14 protein-coding genes, 1 tRNA gene and 3 pseudogenes are annotated in these 19146 nt (G+C 61.0%); 10 read left to right on the top strand and 8 right to left on the bottom strand.

The window, feature by feature from the left end; genetic code table 11:
• Positions 1 to 549 precede the first annotated feature (549 nt).
• Positions 550 to 1458 carry a LysR substrate-binding domain-containing protein gene (locus ACM6IO_RS16055; protein WP_414911830.1) on the bottom strand — a complete coding sequence of 303 codons (909 nt, stop codon included), beginning with the start codon at positions 1456 to 1458 and terminating at the stop codon, positions 550 to 552.
• Positions 1459 to 1684: 226 nt separating this feature from the next.
• Between ACM6IO_RS16055 and ACM6IO_RS16050 the strand changes: the two are divergent.
• The 6 genes and pseudogenes from ACM6IO_RS16050 to ACM6IO_RS16025 all read left to right on the top strand — a co-directional run bounded on the left by ACM6IO_RS16050 (position 1685) and on the right by ACM6IO_RS16025 (position 7286).
• A pseudogene (locus ACM6IO_RS16050) lies at positions 1685 to 2804 on the top strand (ABC transporter ATP-binding protein).
• Between the two features lie 15 nt (positions 2805 to 2819).
• On the top strand, positions 2820 to 3740 hold the full coding sequence (locus ACM6IO_RS16045) for an ABC transporter permease (RefSeq protein WP_414911829.1): 921 nt from the start codon (positions 2820 to 2822) through the stop codon (positions 3738 to 3740).
• On the top strand, positions 3737 to 4546 hold the full coding sequence (locus tag ACM6IO_RS16040; protein ID WP_414911828.1) for an ABC transporter permease: 810 nt from the start codon (positions 3737 to 3739) through the stop codon (positions 4544 to 4546). The genes ACM6IO_RS16045 and ACM6IO_RS16040 overlap by 4 nt, the downstream gene beginning before the upstream one ends.
• Before the next feature lie 27 nt (positions 4547 to 4573).
• The gene (locus ACM6IO_RS16035; RefSeq protein WP_414911827.1) at positions 4574 to 5608 is read left to right on the top strand and encodes an extracellular solute-binding protein; all 1035 of its coding nucleotides are present in this window, start codon (positions 4574 to 4576) and stop codon (positions 5606 to 5608) included.
• A gap of 60 nt (positions 5609 to 5668) precedes the next feature.
• Complete coding sequence (locus ACM6IO_RS16030) at positions 5669 to 7129, top strand: amidase (protein ID WP_414911826.1); 1461 nt, start codon at positions 5669 to 5671, stop codon at positions 7127 to 7129.
• Positions 7130 to 7209: 80 nt separating this feature from the next.
• Positions 7210 to 7286 (top strand) — tRNA-Met (locus tag ACM6IO_RS16025).
• A 196-nt stretch (positions 7287 to 7482) separates the two neighbouring features.
• Here ACM6IO_RS16025 and ACM6IO_RS16020 read toward each other — a convergent pair.
• Positions 7483 to 8592, bottom strand: a complete 1110-nt coding sequence (locus tag ACM6IO_RS16020) for a DUF2817 domain-containing protein (RefSeq protein ID WP_414911825.1) — start codon at positions 8590 to 8592, stop codon at positions 7483 to 7485.
• A 152-nt stretch (positions 8593 to 8744) separates the two neighbouring features.
• Between ACM6IO_RS16020 and ggt the strand changes: the two genes are divergently transcribed.
• Complete coding sequence (ggt, locus tag ACM6IO_RS16015) at positions 8745 to 10577, top strand: gamma-glutamyltransferase (protein ID WP_414911824.1); 1833 nt, start codon at positions 8745 to 8747, stop codon at positions 10575 to 10577.
• A gap of 187 nt (positions 10578 to 10764) precedes the next feature.
• On the opposite strand, the gene ddlA is transcribed toward ggt, so the two are convergent.
• Positions 10765 to 11859 (bottom strand): D-alanine--D-alanine ligase, encoded by a 1095-nt coding sequence (gene ddlA, locus ACM6IO_RS16010; RefSeq protein ID WP_192228939.1) that lies wholly within the window; start codon positions 11857 to 11859, stop codon positions 10765 to 10767.
• A 10-nt stretch (positions 11860 to 11869) separates the two neighbouring features.
• Positions 11870 to 12511 (bottom strand): LysE family translocator, encoded by a 642-nt coding sequence (locus tag ACM6IO_RS16005; RefSeq protein ID WP_414911823.1) that lies wholly within the window; start codon positions 12509 to 12511, stop codon positions 11870 to 11872.
• 154 nt (positions 12512 to 12665) lie between these two features.
• On the opposite strand from ACM6IO_RS16005, the gene ACM6IO_RS16000 reads away from it, so the two are divergent.
• Together ACM6IO_RS16000 and ACM6IO_RS15995 are read left to right on the top strand one after the other, a co-directional pair.
• Complete coding sequence (locus tag ACM6IO_RS16000; RefSeq protein WP_223555199.1) at positions 12666 to 13475, top strand: AraC family transcriptional regulator; 810 nt, start codon at positions 12666 to 12668, stop codon at positions 13473 to 13475.
• Between the two features lie 76 nt (positions 13476 to 13551).
• Positions 13552 to 13920, top strand: coding sequence for a cupin domain-containing protein (locus ACM6IO_RS15995; protein ID WP_008025835.1), 369 nt, complete (start codon positions 13552 to 13554; stop codon positions 13918 to 13920).
• A gap of 4 nt (positions 13921 to 13924) precedes the next feature.
• On the opposite strand, the gene ACM6IO_RS15990 is transcribed toward ACM6IO_RS15995, so the two are convergent.
• The 4 genes and pseudogenes from ACM6IO_RS15990 to ACM6IO_RS15975 all read right to left on the bottom strand — a co-directional run bounded on the left by ACM6IO_RS15990 (position 13925) and on the right by ACM6IO_RS15975 (position 17341).
• Entirely contained in the window at positions 13925 to 14524 is a 600-nt protein-coding gene (locus ACM6IO_RS15990) for a flavin reductase family protein (RefSeq protein WP_008025833.1), read from the bottom strand.
• A gap of 57 nt (positions 14525 to 14581) precedes the next feature.
• A pseudogene (locus ACM6IO_RS15985) lies at positions 14582 to 15016 on the bottom strand (methyl-accepting chemotaxis protein); the annotation flags it as partial.
• A 159-nt stretch (positions 15017 to 15175) separates the two neighbouring features.
• Positions 15176 to 15808, bottom strand: a pseudogene (locus ACM6IO_RS15980) (PAS domain-containing protein); the annotation flags it as partial.
• 219 nt (positions 15809 to 16027) lie between these two features.
• The gene (locus tag ACM6IO_RS15975; RefSeq protein ID WP_192228936.1) at positions 16028 to 17341 is read right to left on the bottom strand and encodes an MFS transporter; all 1314 of its coding nucleotides are present in this window, start codon (positions 17339 to 17341) and stop codon (positions 16028 to 16030) included.
• A gap of 344 nt (positions 17342 to 17685) precedes the next feature.
• Between ACM6IO_RS15975 and ACM6IO_RS15970 the strand changes: the two genes are divergently transcribed.
• Positions 17686 to 19104, top strand: coding sequence for a short-chain fatty acid transporter (locus tag ACM6IO_RS15970; protein ID WP_008037184.1), 1419 nt, complete (start codon positions 17686 to 17688; stop codon positions 19102 to 19104).
• Positions 19105 to 19146: the final 42 nt, after the last annotated feature.

Here is a 19146-nt window from a genome sequence, read left to right as displayed (position 1 = left end):
TAAACCCAATCCATTGTAGGAGCCGGCTTGCTGGCGATAGCGGTGGGTCAGTCACCTGTTTATTGATTGGACGGACGCTATCGTCGGAACGCCGCCCGCAGCAAGCCGGCTCCTACAGGGGATTGGTGTTCATGTCGGGAATGAGTGAACGCAGTAAAGAAGGACAACTGAAGAGCCAGGTCGGCTTTCAGGCCGCCTCGGCGGCTGTGGCGGTTGTCGCCCCCTCGAGAGGCTGAGCGCAGGTTCTGCGCAGTGGGCAACCCGGCATGGATGCCGGGTTAGCCGCCCCCGACCATGGATGGCCGATGGCGGCGGGCCCACGGAGCAGGACCGGAGCGAGGGCATGCCGAGCCACAGCGAGGCACCGAACGAAAGGGGCAAGAGCCCTTGGTTACTTGGGGCTCTTCCAAGTAACTCGCTGTAAAAGCGAAACCATTAGCCGCCGTTACCGCAGCAACGGATATGTACACCACCCCAAAACCCAAAACCCAAAGCTGAAAATCCCGGGCTGATGTGCAACATGAAATCTCCCATACCTTTCGCCAGCAGCTACACCGGCAAGATCACCGCTTCCGGAAAGTCCTGCTCCAGCTCGCTCTTCAGCCACTGGATAAACCACGACACATCCGCCGAAAGCTCTGCGGATGGCGTCAACACGCGATAGCTTTCCAGTTTGACCTCCGCGTCGAGCACCCGCACCAGCGCGCCGCTTTTGAGCTCTTCACGCACCAATACTTCATTGGCCAGCGCAATGCCCTGCCCGCTCTCGGCCACCGACAGCGCATGGTCATTGTTGACGTAGAGCATGTCCGAATTGAGGTGCACATCCAGATCGTGGGCCGCAAACCACAGGTTCCACCATTCGCCGTCATCGACGTGAATCAGATTGTGTCGCACCAGGTCGGCGGGACTCTCGATGGGATCGATGCTGGCGAGGTAATCGGGGGTACAGATCGGAAACACGCGCGGGCAGATCAGGCTCTCGCGGGAATGCGCATATTGCCCGTCCACGCCGTAGACAATCCCAAGATCAGCACTCTTGCCATCGACATCGGTGAAGGTGGAGTTGGGCTCGATGGCGAACTTCAGACCCGGCCGTAAATGGCGCATGACTTCAATGCGCGGCATCAGCCAGCGTTTGGCAAAACCCGGCACCACCATGATGCGCAGCCAACGCTCGGCGTCCTTGGGCCGCGCTTCCTTCCCCGCCTCGATCATCAGTTGCAAGGCAGCTGCAATCTTGCGGTGATATTTCTCCCCCGCCAACGTCAAGGTCACACCACGAGACGTGCGATCGAACAGTTGAATGCCCAGCCATTCCTCCAGCAGTTTTACATGCCGACCGATTGCAGGCTGGGTCACATGCAGCGCTTTCGAGGCCTCGACGTAGCTGCCGAGACGGGCCGCCGCATCGAAGGCACGCACCGCATTCAGCGGCGGTAAACGGTAGTCAGGCATGGTGCTGGCCGCCCTCTGCTATTAAATTATTTAACAGGTCGTATGTTAAAATTGAAGTTTCGCCCCCGCAACCCCTCACTGATAATCCAGGCACAGCAAAATAAAAAACAGCTGGCTCAAAACACCCGAACACATCTCGATCCTGCCCAGAAAAATAATATCCATGGCCCGACGGCGCAGCTGACATCAGCGCATCCGCAGGCGATGGGGGAATCGGAGGTAACGCATGAATGCCCTGCATTCGCTGCAAACACTGGCGGTGTCCATCCGCTCGGTGCGCAAAGTCTACGGTGATCCGAAGACCGGCCCGGTGGCGCTGAAAAGCATCGACCTGGACATTCGCGACAACGAATTCTTCACCCTCCTCGGCCCTTCCGGCTGCGGCAAAACCACGCTCTTGCGGATGATCGCCGGGTTCGAGTTTCCGACCGAGGGCGAGATTCTGCTCTACGGCGAAAACATCGCCGACCGCCCGCCTTTCGAACGCCCGGTCAACACGGTGTTTCAGCATTACGCGTTGTTCCCGCACATGACCATCGCCGAGAACCTGGCCTTCGGCCTCGAATCACACCCGATGGGCAAAGTGATGAGCAAGGCCCAGGTCGCCGAGCGTGTACGCGAAATGCTCGCGCTGGTGCAGATGGAACGCTTTGCTGCACGCAAGCCGCGCGCAATTGTCCGGCGGTCAGCAACAGCGCGTTGCCCTGGCGCGGGCACTGGCGCCGCATCCCAAAGTATTGCTGCTCGATGAGCCGCTTTCGGCCCTCGACCTCAAGTTGCGCCAGGCCATGCGCGAAGAGCTGAAAACCATCCAGGCCAAGACCGGCATCACCTTCATCTTCGTCACCCACGATCAGGAAGAAGCGCTGACCATGTCCGACCGCATCGCCGTGCTGTCCGAAGGCGAAGTACAACAGGTTGGTCGCCCGGAAGACATCTACGAACGCCCGCGCAATCGCTTCGTGGCGGACTTCATCGGCGAAACCAACTTCATCGAAGGTACGGTCACTCGCGTCGAAAACGGCCAGGCCTGGTTCGCCGGCCCCGCCGGGCATCCGCTGCCGGCACAGCCTTGCAGCGATGTTCAGGTCGGCGCCAACGTCGCGCTGTCCGTGCGCCCCGAGCGTCTGCACCTCGTGCCTGGCGACACCGATGGCGCACTGCCGTGCCGGATCGAGGCACAGATCTACCTCGGCACCGACCTGCAATATCAAGTCAGCCTCAACGACGGTTCGCGCCTCACCGTGCGCACGCCCAACAGCGTCGACCGTAGCCTGCGCTTCGCCGTCGGCACCCAGGCCGGCCTGTTGTTTGACAGCGGCAGCGCCAGCGTCCTGCACGATTGAGCCCGAGGAATTGCCATGCACGCTTTACCGATCGCCAACACCCTGGAGCGCCGTAAGGCCTTCCAGAGCTTTCTCGGGGTCAGCCCGGCGCTGATCGCCATCGGCCTGTTTCTGATCGTGCCGATCCTGATTGTCATCAGCTACTCGCTGATGGAAGCCAACCCCTACGGCGGGGTCAACAAAGTCTTCAGCAGCGACGCCTACACCTCGCTGCTGTTCGAAAGGCAACTGGACGACAGCCTGGCGTTCGCCGATTCCTACCTGCTGATCGCCTTGCGTTCCATCGGCATCGCCGGGCTGACGACGATCATCACGTTGCTGATCGGCTTTCCGGTGGCGGTGTGGCTGGCCATGCAACCGGCACATCGACGCGGCTTGCTGATCTTTCTGATCACCGTGCCGTTCTGGGCCAACCTGCTGATCCGCACCTATGCCTGGATTCTGTTGCTGCGTAACACCGGGGTGATCAACAACAGCCTGATGGGCCTCGGGGTCATCGACCAGCCGTTGCAACTGCTCTACACCGATGGCGCGGTGCTGCTGGGGCTGGTTTACACCTACGCGCCCTTCGTGGTGTTGCCGATCTACGCGACCCTGGAAAAGATGGACATCCGCTTGCTGGAGGCCGCTCAGGATCTCTACGCCGGGCGTGTGCGCACCTTGCGCAAAGTGGTGCTGCCGATTGCCAAACCGGGGATTCTCGCTGGGGCCATCCTCACGTTTGTGCCTTGCCTCGGCGCGATGATCGCCCCGGAATTGCTGGGCGGCGGGACGCGAATGATGCTTGGCAACCTGATCTTCCGGCAGTTCAGCGATGCGCGTAATTGGCCTTTCGGTGCGGCGCTGTCGCTGGTTTTGATGGCGGCAGTGATGCTGGTGCTGACCTTTTACGCTTTGCGCGCCGAGCGCCAGCGCATCGCGAAAGGAGGTGCATGATGCTGCGTCTATTCAAGCGAAACAGCCTGGGTGTGCAGGATTTTCCAGGCTTCGGCGGCTTCAGCTTCCTGTTCTACCTGTACCTCTACGCGCCTATCGTGGTGCTGGTGGTGTTCTCGTTCAACGCCAACCAGTCGGCAACGGTGTGGACTGGCTTCAGTCTCGACTGGTACCGCGCGGCGTTCGCCAATCAGGCCCTGCGCCAGGCGGCTGGCAACAGTCTGTTGATCGCGGTCTGCTCCAGCATGATAGCCACGGCGATTGCCACCCTCGCCGCTCTTGGCACCTCGCGAGGCGCCAAATTCAAAGGCCTGCAACTGTCGATGGGCGCGATCATGCTGCCGCTGGTGCTGCCGGAAATCGTGGTCGGTGTCGCCACGCTGGCGCTGTTTTCCACCCTCGGCCTGTCCCTGGGCTACGGCAACCTGATCATCGCCCACACGGTGTTTTGCATTCCTTTTGCCTACCTGCCGATCCGCGCGCGCCTCAACGACATGGACCTGTCTCTGGAGCAGGCTTCGGCCGACCTCTACGCCGGCCCGTGGCGGACCTTTCGCAAGGTCACCCTGCCGCTGCTGATGCCAGGGATTTTCTCCGGGCTGATGCTGGCCTTCATCGTCTCGCTGGATAACTTCGTGATCTCGATGATGGTCTCCCAGGCTGGCACCACCACCTTGCCGATCTTCATTTTCGGCCTGCTGCGCATGGGCGTGACACCCGACGTCAACGCCGTCTCGACCCTGATCCTGGGCGTCTCGGTGCTGTTCGTCAGCCTCTCCTACCTGCTGGGCAAAAAGAACACCTGAACCTTCTACTTACCGTGAGGACATAGCATGAGCAAGTTGATTGCAAGCATTGGGACTTCGCTGTTACTGACACTGGCCGGCAATGTTCAGGCCGCAGAAAAACTCAACGTGGTGAGCTGGAGTGGCTACTTTTCGCCGGAGATTCTCGCCAAGTTCCAGAAACAGACCGGCATCGAAGTCACCGTGGATTCCTACGATTCCAACGAAACCTTGCTGGCCAAACTGAAACAGGGCGGTGCGGGTTATGACGTGGCGATTCCGTCGCACCAGTTCGTGCCGATCCTGATCAAGGAACATCTGCTGGAGCGCTTCGACCCGGTCAAGGAGCCCTACTACGCCAGCGTTGTGGATAACCTGAAAAAACCCACCTGGGATCCGGAAGGTGCGTATTCCGTGCCGTTCATCTGGGGTACCACCAGCGTGGTGCTCAACACTGAACGCTACAAAGGCCCGGCCGACAGCTACAAGGTGCTTTACGAACCGCCAGCCGAGTTGCAGGGACGAATCAACATGTTCGACTCAGTCAGCGACGCGATCGACATGGCCAGCCTGTACCTGAACATCCCGCTGTGCAGCGAAGACCCCAAGCAGATGCAGCAAGTGCTGAGCTTGCTCAAGGCGCAGAAACCTTTCGTCAAGACCTACAGCTCCAAGGCCGGCTCGATTCGCGAGAACCTGGCGGCGGGCGAAATCGACATGTCGATGTTCTGGGGCGGCTCGTCGATGCGCGCCCGAGAAATGAAACCCGGCCTGAAATACCTCTACCCGAAAGAAGGCGTGCTGGCGTGGGTCGACAACATGGTGATCCCGACCGGCAGCAAGAACCCGGCGAACGCCAAGGCGTTTATCGCGTTCCTCAGCCAGCCTGAAAATGCCGCGATGACCCAGAACTTCCTCAAGCACCAAAGCCCGATCAAGGGTGTGGAACCGTTCCTCGACGCCAGCCTCAAGGACGCCCCGGAGCTGCACATTCCCGAAGGTACCCAGGTGGTGTTCAGCAAGACCTGCGGCGAAAGCGCGATCCGCCTGGCCGACCGTCTCTGGACCAGCCTGATGCGTTGATTCCCAGCGCCCCGTCCCGTGACGGGGTGTTCCTCCAGCCGTCCGAAAGGCAGCGTTGCAATGACTTCTAATAACATCAGCGAACTGGTCCTGCTGCAGGCCCATGAACTCGCCGAACGCATTCGCCTGCGCCAGGTTTCCTGCCGGGAAGTGATGCAGACTTACCTGGCCCATATCGATCGCTTCAACCCGCGGGTCAATGCGCTGATCAGCCTGCAAACGCCGGAGGATCTGCTGGCCCAGGCCGATCTGCGCGACGCCGAGCTGGCACGGGGCGAGTACCGTGGCTGGATGCACGGCTTGCCGCATGCGGTCAAAGACCTGTCGCTGACCCGTGGTATCCGCACGACGCTGGGTTCGCCGCTGTATAAGGACTTTATTCCCGATCGCGACGGGATCATGGTGGAACGGCTAAAGGCGGCCGGCGTGATCATCATCGGCAAAAGCAACACCCCGGAATTCGGTCTCGGCTCGCAAAGCTATAACCCGCTATTCGGCGCCACCGGCTGCGCTTATGACCCAAACAAAACGGCCGGCGGCAGCAGCGGTGGTGCGGCGGCGGCGCTGGCGATGCATCTGGTGCCGGTGGCCGACGGCAGCGACATGATGGGCTCGCTGCGCAACCCGGCCGCCTTCAACAATATCTTCGGTTTCCGCCCTTCCCAAGGGCGTGTCCCCTTCGATGACAGCGCCGACCTGTTCATCGATCAGCTCGGCTATGAAGGCCCCATGGGCCGCAGCGTGCGCGATGCCGCGTTGTTGCTGTCGGTACAGGCCGGCGCCGATGCCCGGGCGCCGCTGTCCATCACCGAGTCCGGCAGCGCCTTCGCGGCGCCACTGGAGCGGGACTTCAAAGGCACGCGCCTGGGCTGGCTGGGAGATTTCAACGGCTATCTGCCGATGGAAAAAGGCATTCTCGAGCTCTGCGAAAAAACCTTCGCCGACTTCGAAAGTCTCGGTTGTCACGTCGAAGCGGTGCAGCCTGAATTCGCCCCGCAACAGTTGTGGAGCAGTTGGCGAACCTTGCGTCACTGGATGGTCGCCGGCTCTCTGGGCGCAATTTATGCCGATCCGCAAAAACGTGCACAACTGAAACCGGAAGCCTGCTGGGAAATCGAACACGGTTTGAAACTGTCCGCCAGCGAGGTATTTACGGCCTCCGTGGAGCGTAGTAACTGGTACAGGGCGATCTCCCGGCTGTTTGAAGAGTTCGATTACTTGCTGCTGCCCAGCGCCCAGGTGTTCCCGTTCGACAAAACCCAGCCGTGGCCGACGTCTATTGAAGGCGTGACCATGGACACCTATCACCGATGGATGGAAGTGGTGATCCCTGGCACTTTGTCCGGCTGTCCGGTGGCGAATGTGCAAGCAGGGTTCAATTCGAACGGTTTACCGATGGGCCTGCAAATCATCGGCAGGCACCAGGCCGACTTCGCCGTTCTGCAACTGGCCCACGCTTACGAACAGGCGAGTCGCTGGTTCCAGCGCTGCCCTTCACCGCTGTTGAACGAGGGATTTTGATAAACGGTTGATAGCGTAGATAAATTTTTTAAAAAAGCGCTTGACGCATATTCGTTTCCCGCGAATAATGCGCGCCACTTGGCTACATAGCTCAGTTGGTTAGAGCATAGCATTCATAATGCTGGGGTCCGGGGTTCAAGTCCCTGTGTAGCCACCAAGTACTAAAAACGGCTTACCGAAAGGTAGGCCGTTTTTTTATGCCCGGAGAAAAGTGCACGGATTCTTTGGCCAACACATACACGGGCATGTGTCGTGCGCGAACTCTTTGCCCGACACAAAACCTGTAGGAGCCGGCTTGCTGGCGATGGCGGCCTGACAGGCTCCACAAAACCTGAACCGGACCACAACACCTGTCAGGAACGCATCGCCGCCAGCGCCGACAACCCCCGCTCCCATATCTGCCACGTACGCAACCAGACCATCGCCTGCCAGTCGCTGTCGGCAGGATAGAACTGCTCCAGCAGATTCAGTTTGATCTCACGCCCTACCGCATCACTCGGATTGCCGTGCAGATGCAGCCAATGATCGTCACGCAGATGACGATGAACCTCGGCCCCCGGATACGTCCCGCACTCAATCACGAAAGGCATCAGGCGCACCTGCGGCAACGCGTCGATCAGCGCCTGCGAGGTGTAGCCGGTTGCCGTCGCGGCCACGCCGGTTTCGCTCAGCGTATCGGCACCGGTCAGCAACGTGTAGAGCCATGGCCCGTAAATGGCCTGCGCCTCTGGCAGCGCCGGGTAGGCCGACTCGGTGATGGTCAGCAACATCGGATGGCCGTACTCCCCGGCGCCGGTGTGCAGGTCAAAGCACATCGCGACCTCCGCGTGGGCGACATGCTTTTGCAGGATCTGGTGCAACGTACGGTTCGACCAGGCCGGTGCCCGCCCGCCATAAAACAGACCATCGGGATGACTGTGCTGGCCGCCCTCGACAATCGACATCACCGCCGGCCAGCCGTGATCGTGGATCTGCTGGTTGAGCAACGCATCGGCGCGATCACGCTCGGGGCCTGCCAACTCAGTGCAGGCATAGATTTCATGTAGCGCGGCGTAGGCCCGGTTGTCCGGCAGTGGATGTTCAAAGTTCAGGTGATTGCGGTTCAGGTCGATGTTGTCTTCGTTGACCCGGCGCAGCCACGCCGTGCCCCAGGGATTGATCAGATGAACGAACACCACGGCGACATCGGCCGGCAGTGAACGCTTGCCCAACTCCTGCATCCATTTGATCTGACAGCCCGAGCCATAGAAACCTTCGACCCCGTGAGTGCCGCTCAACGCGACCAGCAAGCGCTTGGCGCCCGGATCACCGAGTACCGCCACATCGGTGCTCAACGGCTCACCGAACGGCCCTTTGAGCGGGTGCGGGTACTCAGTCAGCGTCGCGCCGGCCGTGGTCGCTGCGGCCAGAAACTGTTCACGCTGGGTGCGATAGCCGGGCTGGGTGGGAAAGTCGGTCTGCATGTCTGCCTCTTGTTTGTTTTCTGGCCTGCCTGTTGCCCTCGACCCTACAGAAAATCCGCCAATGGATGAAGGACAAAACGTCCTGTGGTTTGCGTCGCTTCCTGTCGGCCGATAAAGTCCCCTGAACTTTTCCCACGGACGGAGTGCCCCGCGTGTTCTCAACCCTTCATTTGAGCCGCTATCGCCTGTCAGCCCTTTCGCTGATTGCCAGTGCATTAATCCTCGCGGCGTGCAGTGCCCCGCCCTCCTCGACCTTACCGGTCGCACCGGAAACCGCCTCGGGCTATCGCACCGACCTGCAAACCCGCCACGCCTCGAAACACATGGCAGCAGCAGCCAACCCACTCGCCGCCGAAGCCGGACGGGCGATGCTGCGTCAGGGCGGTTCGGCGATTGATGCCGCCATCGCCATGCAAGCAGTGCTGACGCTGGTCGAGCCGCAATCGTCGGGTATCGGTGGTGGCGCGTTGATTGTGTTGTGGGATGGCAAAGCCGTGCGCACGTACGACGGTCGCGAAACCGCACCGGCAGGTGCCACCGAGAAGCTGTTCCTGCAGGCCGATGGCAAACCAATGCCGTTCACTCAGGCGCAGATTGGCGGTCGTTCGGTCGGCACACCGGGCGTGTTGCGGGCGCTGGAACTGGCCCATCAAAAACACGGTCGCCTGCCCTGGGCGCAGCTGTTCGAGCCGGCGATCAAACTCGCGGAACAAGGCTTCGCCATCTCGCCGCGCCTGCATCAGTTGATTGCTTCGGATTCGTCCATGCAACGCTCGCCGGACATGATGGCGTACTTCCTGAATGCGGATGGCAGCCCGAAAGCCGTCGGCACCTCACTGAAAAATCCGGCACTGGCCGCCGTATTCAAACGCATCGCCAAGGAAGGTCCCGATGCGCTGTACAAAGGCCCCATCGCGCAGGAAATCGTCGCCAAGGTTCAGGGCCACGCCAACCCCGGCACGCTGTCGCTGAACGACCTCAACGGTTACACCGCCAAGGAACGCGCGCCGCTGTGCACCGATTACAAACGCTGGCAGGTCTGCGGCATGCCGCCACCGTCGTCGGGCGGAATCGCCGTGGCGCAGATTCTCGGCACCTTGCAGGCGCTGGAAGCCCGCGACCCGCGTTATGCCCTGGCTCCACTGAAGCCAGTCAAAAGCACCCAACCCGCCGGCATCGAACCGGCCCCTGAAGCCGTGCACCTGATCTCCGAAGCCGAGCGCCTCGCCTACGCCGACCGTGCACAGTACGTCGCCGACAGCGACTTCGTGCCCGTCCCGGTCAAAGGCCTGGTGGACCCGACTTATCTGGCCAGCCGCGCCGCTCTGATCGGTGATCGCAGCATGGGCACTGCCAAGCCCGGCACGCCGCCGGGCATTCAGGTCGCCTACGCGCCGGACCGCTCGCCACTGCGCATTTCCACCTCTCAGGTGGTGGCGGTCGATGACCTGGGCGGTGCGGTGTCGATGACCACCACGGTCGAATCCGCGTTCGGTTCGCACCTGATGGTTCAGGGCTTTCTGCTCAACAACCAGATGACCGACTTCTCGTTCATCCCCGAAGAAAACGGGCAAAAAGTCGCCAACCGCGTCGAACCCGGCAAACGCCCGCGCTCGTCCATGGCGCCGAGCCTGATCTTCGACCGCCAGAGCGGCGAATTCCTCGCCACCATCGGCTCTCCAGGCGGCTCGCAAATCATCGAGTACGTGGCCAAATCCACCCTCGGCCTGCTCGACTGGAATCTCGACCCGCAAACCGCCATCAACCTGCCCAACTTTGGCAGCCGCAACGGCCCGACCGAACTGGAACGCGGGCAGTTCAGCGCCGAGCTGATTCAGGCGCTGAAGGACAAGGGGCACAACGTGAGCGAGATCGACATGACCAGCGGGACGCAGGCGATTGTTCGGGTCAGGGATGCGCAGGGGAAAGCGTCGCTGGCGGGTGGCGCGGATCCGCGTCGGGAGGGGGAAGCGTTGGGGGATTGAGTCCTGCGCAGTGCTGAAAGCCGGATGCTCCTGAATCCGTTGCAGGAGCGAGCTTGCTCGCGAAAAACGTCTGGAGAACGCGGTCATTCAGATAGCACGCGTTATCGTTGACGATCTTCGCTGACAAGCCAGCTCCTACAGGGAAATACGTCGCTTGAGAGGCTGAGCCTGAACAATCGCACGCAAACTAACGAGAAATCTTCAACACCTGCCGTGCCCTGTGCTTCTCCAGCGCCAGCTCGATCAGACGACTGACCAGCTCGCTGTACGTCATGCCCGTGGCCTGCCACAACTTGGGGTACATGCTGATGCGGGTGAAACCGGGCAGCGAGTTGATCTCGTTGATCAGCACTTCACCGCTCTCCGTCAGGAACACATCGACCCGCGCCAGCCCGGAGCAGCCGAGCACCTGAAACGCCTCGACGGCCAGGGCACGAATGCGTTCGCTGGCTTCGGTGCTGATGTCAGCCGGAACCACCACTTGCGCGGCCTGTGCGTCGATGTACTTGCTGTCGTAGGAATAAAACCCGCTGCGCACGACGATTTCGCCACAACCACTGGCAATAGCGTCTTCGTTGCCGAGCACCGCGCATTCGATCTCGCGACCGCTGACGGCGGATTCGACCAGCACTTTCTCATCGAAACCGAGGGCCAGTTCGACCGCTGCCGTGTACTCGGCCTCATCGTTGACCTTACTCACACCCACCGAAGAGCCCTGATTCGCCGGTTTGACGAACAGCGGCAGCCCGAGTTTGCCCCGGACCTCGGCGAACCCGGTGCGCTTGGCGGTTGCGCGGGTCAGGGTCACGAACGGCGTCACCGCCAACCCGGCATCGCGCAGCAGGCGTTTGCTGATGTCCTTGTCCATGCACACCGCCGAGCCCAGCACATCGGAGCCGACAAACGGCAGATCGGCCATGCGCAGCAACCCTTGCAGGCAACCGTCTTCACCCAGCGTGCCGTGGACGATCGGGAAGATCACATCAACGTGGCCCAACAGCTCCTGACTGGAAGTCTCCACCAATTGCTGACGGGTTTTGCCCGGCACCACGGCGAGTTCGCGGTTGGATTGGTTGAGGGCGATCAGCGCCGGGTTTTCCTGGTTGAGCAGGAAATTCGACGGGTCGTTCAAGTGCCAATGACCCTGTTTGTCGATACCGATCAACACCGGATCGAAGCGCGAACGATCCAGCGCGTCGACGATGTTTTTCGCCGATTGCAGCGACACTTCGTGCTCCGCCGAACGGCCGCCAAAAATAATGCCTACCCGCAGTTTGCTCATTCAGAACTCCTCAGCGACTGGCCACCAGATGCGCACCGAACAACAGGTAGCAACTGCCGGCAAAGCGATCCAGCCATTGGCGCGAACGGTCGTAAACCCGCGCCATCCGACGGCTGGAGAAAACCAGCGCCACGCTGCAATACCAACTGAACGACAACGTCGCCATGGTCATTACGGCCAGCGCCAGCAATGTCGGGGGCACCGTCGCGGGCATGGCGGTCGCGAAGATCGTCGCCACGAACAGTGCGGATTTTGGGTTGGTCATGTTGCCCAGAAAACCCTGGCCATACACCGACCACAATGTGCGCCCCGCGCCGTCAATCAAGCGGCTGTCGCCCGCAGTAACCGGCGGTTTGCGCTTGAACTGCTTCAAGCCGAGGTAGATCAGGTAACAACCACCGGCAATCTTGAAACTCAGGTAAAGCGTCGGCGCCGCGCTGAACAGCGACTTGATACCCAACCCGCCCGCCAGCCCCCAGAGCACCGTGCCGGTGGCCACGCCCAGCGCAGCCACCACGCCGTGACGTTTGGATTGACTGGCTGCCAATTGCGCGATGTTGAAGAAGTTCGGCCCCGGCGTCACCACCGCAACCGTCCACAACAACGCCAGCGACAACAACGGAGCGGCGTAGCTCAGGTGGGATATTTCCATAATGGGGGTCGCCTTCTTGGCTGCAGAGGATGCGCAACACATTGCAACATTTGCCCTCGGTTTTCTACTCACGCGAGACCTTCCATCCGCCAGCAGACAGACGACCGGTCACTGAGCTAACGTGTTCTGCATCAAGCTCAAGATAACGATCACCATGGCCCGACACCCGCCTCGCAATGACTGGTTCCACCGCGCACCCGACGTTTCCGGCCTGCAGCGTTTCGAAGCGTTTTTTGCCGGTCATGGCTACGACTTGCACCGCCACGACACCTACGCCATCGGTCACACCCTGGCCGGCGTGCAGAGTTATCAGTATCGCGGCGCCTGGCGCCACAGCCTGCCCGGCGGGACGATGGTGCTGCACCCGGACGAAGTCCACGATGGCGAGGCTGGGACCGAGAGCGGGTTCCACTACCGGATGATGTACATCGAACCGGCGCTGATCCAGCAGATGCTTGGCGGTCAGCCGCTGCCGTTCATCAAGAACGGGCTGTCGACCGACCCACGCCTGTTCGCTGCCACCCAAGTGCTGCTGCGCAGTCTCGATTGCCCGCTCGATCCGCTGGAAGAACAGGACGCGCTGTTCGATCTGGCGCAAGCCTTGAACACTGTCGGCGGAGTGACCACCACGCGCCCAAGCTTCGACTATGTGGCAGCGGAACGCGCGCGAGAGTACATGCACAGCGCCCTGGATCGCACCGTGACCCTGGAAGAACTGGCGCACCACAGCGGTCGGGATCGTTGGAGCCTGTCACGGGACTTTCGCCTGTTGTTCGGCACCAGCCCTTATCGATACCTGACCATGCGTCGCCTGGACCTGGTCCGTTCGCTGCTGATTCAGGGCCAGTCGCTGGTCAGTGCCGCGCTGATCGCCGGCTTCACCGATCAGAGCCACATGACCCGCCAGTTCAGCAAAACCTACGGCTTGTCACCGGCGCGCTGGATGAAAATGCACCGGCGCTGAGCCACGCACAATCGTACAAGAAGCGCGCCGTTGCGCTGGTTACCGTGGTTCTACGATCAACCACGAGAGCTGCTTCATGAAAGCTTACGAAAGCCTGAACTTCGCCGAAAAAATCTCACGAATCGACTCGCACTGGACACCGCGCGTCATTGCCGAAATGAACGACTACCAGTTCAAGGTGGTGAAGCTGCTGGGGGATTTCATCTGGCACGACCACCTCGATACCGACGAAGCCTTCATCGTGCTCGAAGGCCAGTTGCGCATCGATTTTCGTGATGGTCACGTGCTGGTGAACGCCGGCGAAATGTACGTGGTGTCCAAGGGCGTCGAGCACAAGCCGTTCGCCGAGCAAGAGGTGAAACTCCTGCTGATCGAACCCCGGGGCGTGTTGAACACCGGCAATAAGGGTGGCGAGCGCACGGCGGAGAATGACCTCTGGGTCTGAAGTCTTACGGCTGCAAGGCTTTGCCGTCCACCGGATCACCGATGGTCAGGAAATGCCCGCCCGCCACGTGGTGCAAGGTGCGTAACGCATCGTGCCCCTCGAAGTGCCAGCGACCGTCGCTGAACACGCGCTCGTCCGCCTGGGCCGCAATCACTTCGGCCAGGAACAGATCGTATTGTTGGTGGTTGTTCGGTTCCGGCAGCAACCGGCATTCCAGCCAGGCCACGCAACCTTCGAGCATCGGCGCATCGATCAACTCGCCGCTGAAGGTCTGCAAGCCATAGGTCTGGAACTTGTCCCGACCCTGGCCTTGAGTCAGCTCCAGGCCCGAGGTCGAGCCGACGGTTTGCGCGATATCGGCCTGGGCAGCACAGGGTACGTTCAACACGAATGTGCCCGACGCTTCCAGCAGGTGCCGGGTCCAGGTGGACTTGTCCAGCACCACGGCAATTTTCGGCGGTTCGAAATCCAGTGGCATGGCCCAGGCCGCCGCCATGATGTTGCGCTGCCCGTCATGGGCCGCACTGACCAGCACGGTCGGCCCATGGTTGAGCAGGCGATAAGCCTTGGACAAGGGAACCGGACGGCGATGGGAAGCGCTCATGGGATCTGCTCCTGGGAAAAGAGCCGATTGTAGCGATATCCGCCCGGTTCGCAGGCATCAAGTCGTTAGCTGGTTGGCAAACTGCCCGACCGCGTTCACCACTTTCTGCGCACCGTCCTGAATCTCGACAATCACCGTGCCCGCCTCTGCCGCCAGCGCCAGCCCCTGCTCTGCCTGAGTTTTGCCGTCGGTCATCAGCGACACCGCATTACGCGCCATGTCCTGGTTCTGACGCACCACCAGGACAATTTCATCGGTGGCCTGACTGGTGCGCGAAGCCAATTGCCGGACCTCGTCCGCGACCACGGCAAAACCACGACCCTGCTCACCGGCACGGGCCGCTTCGATCGCCGCGTTGAGTGCCAGCAGGTTGGTCTGTTCGGCGATGCCGCTGATGGTTTTGACGATGGTGCCAATCACCAGCGACTGCTCGTTCAAGGCCTCGATGCCCTCGCCGGCCGTTTGCATGTGCTTGGCCAGGTCGCGCATCACGTTCACCGCTTGCGTCACTACGGCCGTGCCGCGCTGGGCGCTTTGATCGGTTTGCTGCGAGGTGCCGTAGGCAATGTTCGCCGCTTCAGCGACGGCCAGCTCCTGATTGACCTGATCGGTAATCACCGTGGCGAACTTCACCACTTTGTAGAGTTTGTTATTGGCGTCGACCACCGGGTTGTAGGACGCCTCCAGCCAGACCGTACGCCCGTGGCTGTCGATGCGTTTGAAGCGGCCGGCCACGAATTCCCCGGAATTCAGGCGACGCCAGAAGTCCTGATACTCGGCACTGGTGTGCTCCTGCGCTTCACAGAAGAGACGGTGATGTTTGCCTTTGATCTGCGCGAGGCTGTAACCCATGCCGTTGAGGAAGCGGTCGTTGGCCGACAACACGTTGCCAGCGAGGTCGAACTCGATCACCGCCGTCGAGCGCACCAGCGCGCCGATCAGGTTCTCGTGTTCACGGGATGCCTCGATGGTGCGGGTCAGGTCACTGGAGTAAATCGAGAAATGCTTGATCCGCCCGTCCCCGGAGCGCACCGGCTGCACAATCGAACGCAACCAGGCCTCTTGGCCATCGCCACGCAACAAGCGCACCGCACCGGCAAAGTGCTCGCCTCGGGTCAGCGCAGCCTTGAAGCGGTGATGGAATTCGTCGGACTTCACGTGAACAGGAACGATGTCTTCGATAGGACGATCGATCAGGTCGTGGCTCTTGTAGAGCATCTCGCTGAGAAAATTCTGATTGACCGATTGAATCCGCCCGTCGGGATCCAGGGTCAGGACCAGCATCTCGCTTTCCAGACTTTCCTTCACTTGCTGAAGGCTGGAGAGTTCTTCGCGAAGAGCCGACAACTCTTGCTTCAAGCGTTTGTTGAACATGGGAAAGCACCGATGGACAGAGATAGAAAGCGGCATGCAGCCTAGCCATCGGCCTTGGGGATGTTTTCTGAAGAGTGTTTCAGGGTTGTCCTACAAAAATAGTTGTCTTGGACGCAGCGCCACCTTCAATCAGATGGCGCCAGCCGCCGGGCAATTGCCTGTGCTCGGCGTACGCGCGCCGAAATACAGCGCGCTGCTCACGCCCACTGCGCCCATCACCGCGCAGAAAATCACGCAGATCCAAGGGCTCCACGGCATCAGACCGATCAGCAACAGCGGCGTGATACTTGCCCACGCGGCGTAGGCAATGTTGTACGTGAAGGAAATCCCCGAGACGCGAATCCGCGCCGGGAAGAGGCTGACCATCACCGACGGCACCGCGCCGACCACGCCACAACTCAGGCCGGCAATCGCATACGCCAGACCGATCCAGTTGCCGCCGATGATCAGGCAGGTATAAAGCACGCCGATGCCCAGCGGCAGCAGCAGGCTGTACAGCATCACGGTGCGCCAGGCGCCGATACGGTCGACGAGCAAACCGGCGAGCACGCAGCCGATGTTCAGGAACACGATGCCCAATGCGCTCAGGCCAAAGGTGTGGCTGGCGGTCATGGCGAAGGTTTTCTGCATCATGGTCGGGGTAATGACCACAAACACCACCACGGCTGAAGTCAGCACGCAGGTGAGGATCATCGCCGGCAAAATGGCCAGGCGATGCTCACGCAGGACCGTGCGCAGTGGCAGTTCGACGGCGGCATCACGCTTCGCCTGCATCGCCATGAACACCGGGGTTTCATTGAGCCAGCGGCGCAGCCAGACGCCTATCACGCCAAATACGCCGCCCAGCAGGAACGGGTAACGCCATGCGAAATCGAGGATCTCCGCCGGGGTGAACGCCTGTGCCAGAAAGGTCGCTGTCAGCGCGCCGATCAAGTAGCCAAAGGTCAACCCGGCCTGAAGGAAACCCAGTGCATAACCGCGATGCCCGGCCGGCGCGTGCTCGGCGACGAACACCCAGGCGCTCGGCACTTCACCGCCGACCGCCGCGCCTTGCAGTACCCGCAGGACCAACAGCAGCAAGGGTGCGAAATAACCGATCTGGGCGTAGGTCGGCATGATGCCGATCAGCAGGCACGGCAGCGCCATCATCAGAATGCTCAGGCTGAAGACTTTCTTGCGCCCCAGCCGGTCGGCGAAATGCGCCATCAGAATCCCGCCCAACGGCCGCGCCAGGTAACCGGTGACAAAAATCCCGAAACTTTGCAGCAGGCGCAGCCACTCAGGCATTTCCGGCGGGAAGAACAGCTGACTGAGGGTCAGGGCGAAAAACACGAAGATGATGAAATCGTAGATTTCCAGCGCGCCGCCGAGGGCCGCAAGGCCGAGGGTCTTGTAGTCCGAACGGCTGAACGGTGCCGGGCGCGAATCGTTAAGGGCAGTCATCAAAAGAACTCTGGCATGGGCAAAAAACCAAGGCGCCCATGGTCTACGCAAACGCGCCAGCGGACAACCCGTTAGACCATAGTCCCGTATCGGTAAAACTTCGTCACAAATCCTGACCGATTGATTTACTGTTGGCGCCTGTCCAGACGGGCGTTGCAGCCAGTGCCGATCAAAAACTGTAGGAGCGAGCCTGCTCGCGATGGACTCGAGAACGCCGCGTTTAATCAGTAAACACGCGTCATCGTTTACGACCATCGCGAGCAGGCTCGCTCCTACAATAAAAACGGCGTTAGGCCTTTGCAGCCCTGAAGACCACAACAATCATAAAAATTCGAGGTACTCCCGTGGCCGCTGATATCGAAGATACCCGCTCCGCCCGCTTTGCCCTGCGCTGTTCAAGTTTTGCCGAACGCTGGTTTCCTGATTCCTGGGTGTTTGCTGCGCTGGCGGTGATCATCGTCGCCGTGGCCACTCTGTTCATGGGCGCCAAACCCACCGATGCCGCGATGGCCTTCGGTGACGGGTTCTGGAGCCTGATCCCGTTCACCATGCAGATGGCGTTCGTGGTAATCGGTGGTTATGTAGTCGCCAGCTCGCCGCCCGCCGTCAAGCTGATCGACCGTCTGGCGCGCATCCCCAAGAACGGCCGTTCCGCCGTGGCGTGGGTGGCGCTGATTTCCATGGTCGCGTCGCTGCTGAACTGGGGCTTGTCGCTGGTGTTCGGCGGCTTGTTGGTGCGCGCCCTAGCCCGCCGCGTCGACCTGAAAATGGATTATCGCGCCGCCGGTGCTGCCGCCTACCTGGGCCTTGGCGCGGTGTGGGCCCTGGGCCTGTCGTCGTCCGCCGCGCAGTTGCAGGCCAACCCGGCCAGTTTGCCGCCGTCGATTCTGTCGATCACCGGGGTGATTCCGTTCACGCAAACCATCTTTCTCTGGCAGTCCGGCGTCATGTTGCTGGCGCTGATCGTGATCTCGCTGATCATTGCCTACGCCACCGCCCCTGGCCCGAACTCGGCCCGCGATGCCAAAGCCTGCGGCATCGACCCGAGCTTCAACCTGCCACCACTGCAACCGCGCACTCGCCCCGGCGAATGGCTGGAGCACAGCCCGCTGCTGACGATTCTGCTGGTGCTGCTGGCGGCCGGGTGGCTGTTCCACGAGTTCTCGACCAAACCGGCGATCAGTGCGATTTCCGGGCTGAACACCTACAACTTCCTGTTCATCATGCTCGGTGCCTTGCTGCACTGGCGCCCGCGCAGTTTCCTCGATGCGGTGTCCCGCGCGGTGCCGACCACCACCGGCGTGCTGATCCAGTTCCCGTTGTACGGCTCGATCGCCGCGCTGATGACCACGGTCAAAGGCACTGACGCGCAGACTCTGGCGCACCACATCTCGACCTTTTTCGTACAAATCGCGTCCCACGACACCTATGCGCTGCTGATGGGCGTGTACTCGGCGATCCTCGGGTTCTTCATCCCGTCGGGCGGCGGCAAGTGGATCATCGAAGCGCCGTACGTGATGCAAGTGGCCACCGACCTGAACTACCACCTGGGGTGGGCCGTGCAGATCTACAACGCCGCCGAAGCCCTGCCGAACCTGATCAACCCGTTCTACATGCTGCCGCTGCTGGGCGTGCTGGGTTTGAAGGCGCGGGACTTGATCGGGTTTTCGTTCGTGCAACTGCTGGTGCACACGCCGCTGGTGCTGTTTCTGCTGTGGGCGCTGGGGACGACGCTGACGTATACGGCGCCGGTGATGCCGTAATGCAAAAAGGGGCCGATATTTCTATCGGCCCCTACTTCTCGT

Source organism: Pseudomonas sp. IT-P44, from assembly GCF_949768225.1.
Classification (GTDB): Bacteria; Pseudomonadota; Gammaproteobacteria; order Pseudomonadales; family Pseudomonadaceae; genus Aquipseudomonas; species Aquipseudomonas migulae.
The sequence above is the reverse complement of the archived record's forward strand: the minus strand, read 5'-3'. Positions and strand labels throughout refer to the sequence as shown.

Excerpts from the sequence above, each read along its gene's own strand:
- ACM6IO_RS16055 (WP_414911830.1), bottom strand. The coding sequence starts at position 1,458 with ATGCCTGACTACCGTTTACCGCCGCTGAATGCGGTGCGTGCCTTCGAT.
- ACM6IO_RS16045 (WP_414911829.1), top strand. The coding sequence starts at position 2,820 with ATGCACGCTTTACCGATCGCCAACACCCTGGAGCGCCGTAAGGCCTTC.
- ACM6IO_RS16040 (WP_414911828.1), top strand. The coding sequence starts at position 3,737 with ATGATGCTGCGTCTATTCAAGCGAAACAGCCTGGGTGTGCAGGATTTT.
- ACM6IO_RS16035 (WP_414911827.1), top strand. The coding sequence starts at position 4,574 with ATGAGCAAGTTGATTGCAAGCATTGGGACTTCGCTGTTACTGACACTG.
- ACM6IO_RS16030 (WP_414911826.1), top strand. The coding sequence starts at position 5,669 with ATGACTTCTAATAACATCAGCGAACTGGTCCTGCTGCAGGCCCATGAA.
- ACM6IO_RS16020 (WP_414911825.1), bottom strand. The coding sequence starts at position 8,592 with ATGCAGACCGACTTTCCCACCCAGCCCGGCTATCGCACCCAGCGTGAA.
- ddlA (WP_192228939.1), bottom strand. The coding sequence starts at position 11,859 with ATGAGCAAACTGCGGGTAGGCATTATTTTTGGCGGCCGTTCGGCGGAG.
- ACM6IO_RS16005 (WP_414911823.1), bottom strand. The coding sequence starts at position 12,511 with ATGGAAATATCCCACCTGAGCTACGCCGCTCCGTTGTTGTCGCTGGCG.
- ACM6IO_RS16000 (WP_223555199.1), top strand. The coding sequence starts at position 12,666 with ATGGCCCGACACCCGCCTCGCAATGACTGGTTCCACCGCGCACCCGAC.
- ACM6IO_RS15995 (WP_008025835.1), top strand. The coding sequence starts at position 13,552 with ATGAAAGCTTACGAAAGCCTGAACTTCGCCGAAAAAATCTCACGAATC.
- ACM6IO_RS15990 (WP_008025833.1), bottom strand. The coding sequence starts at position 14,524 with ATGAGCGCTTCCCATCGCCGTCCGGTTCCCTTGTCCAAGGCTTATCGC.
- ACM6IO_RS15975 (WP_192228936.1), bottom strand. The coding sequence starts at position 17,341 with ATGACTGCCCTTAACGATTCGCGCCCGGCACCGTTCAGCCGTTCGGAC.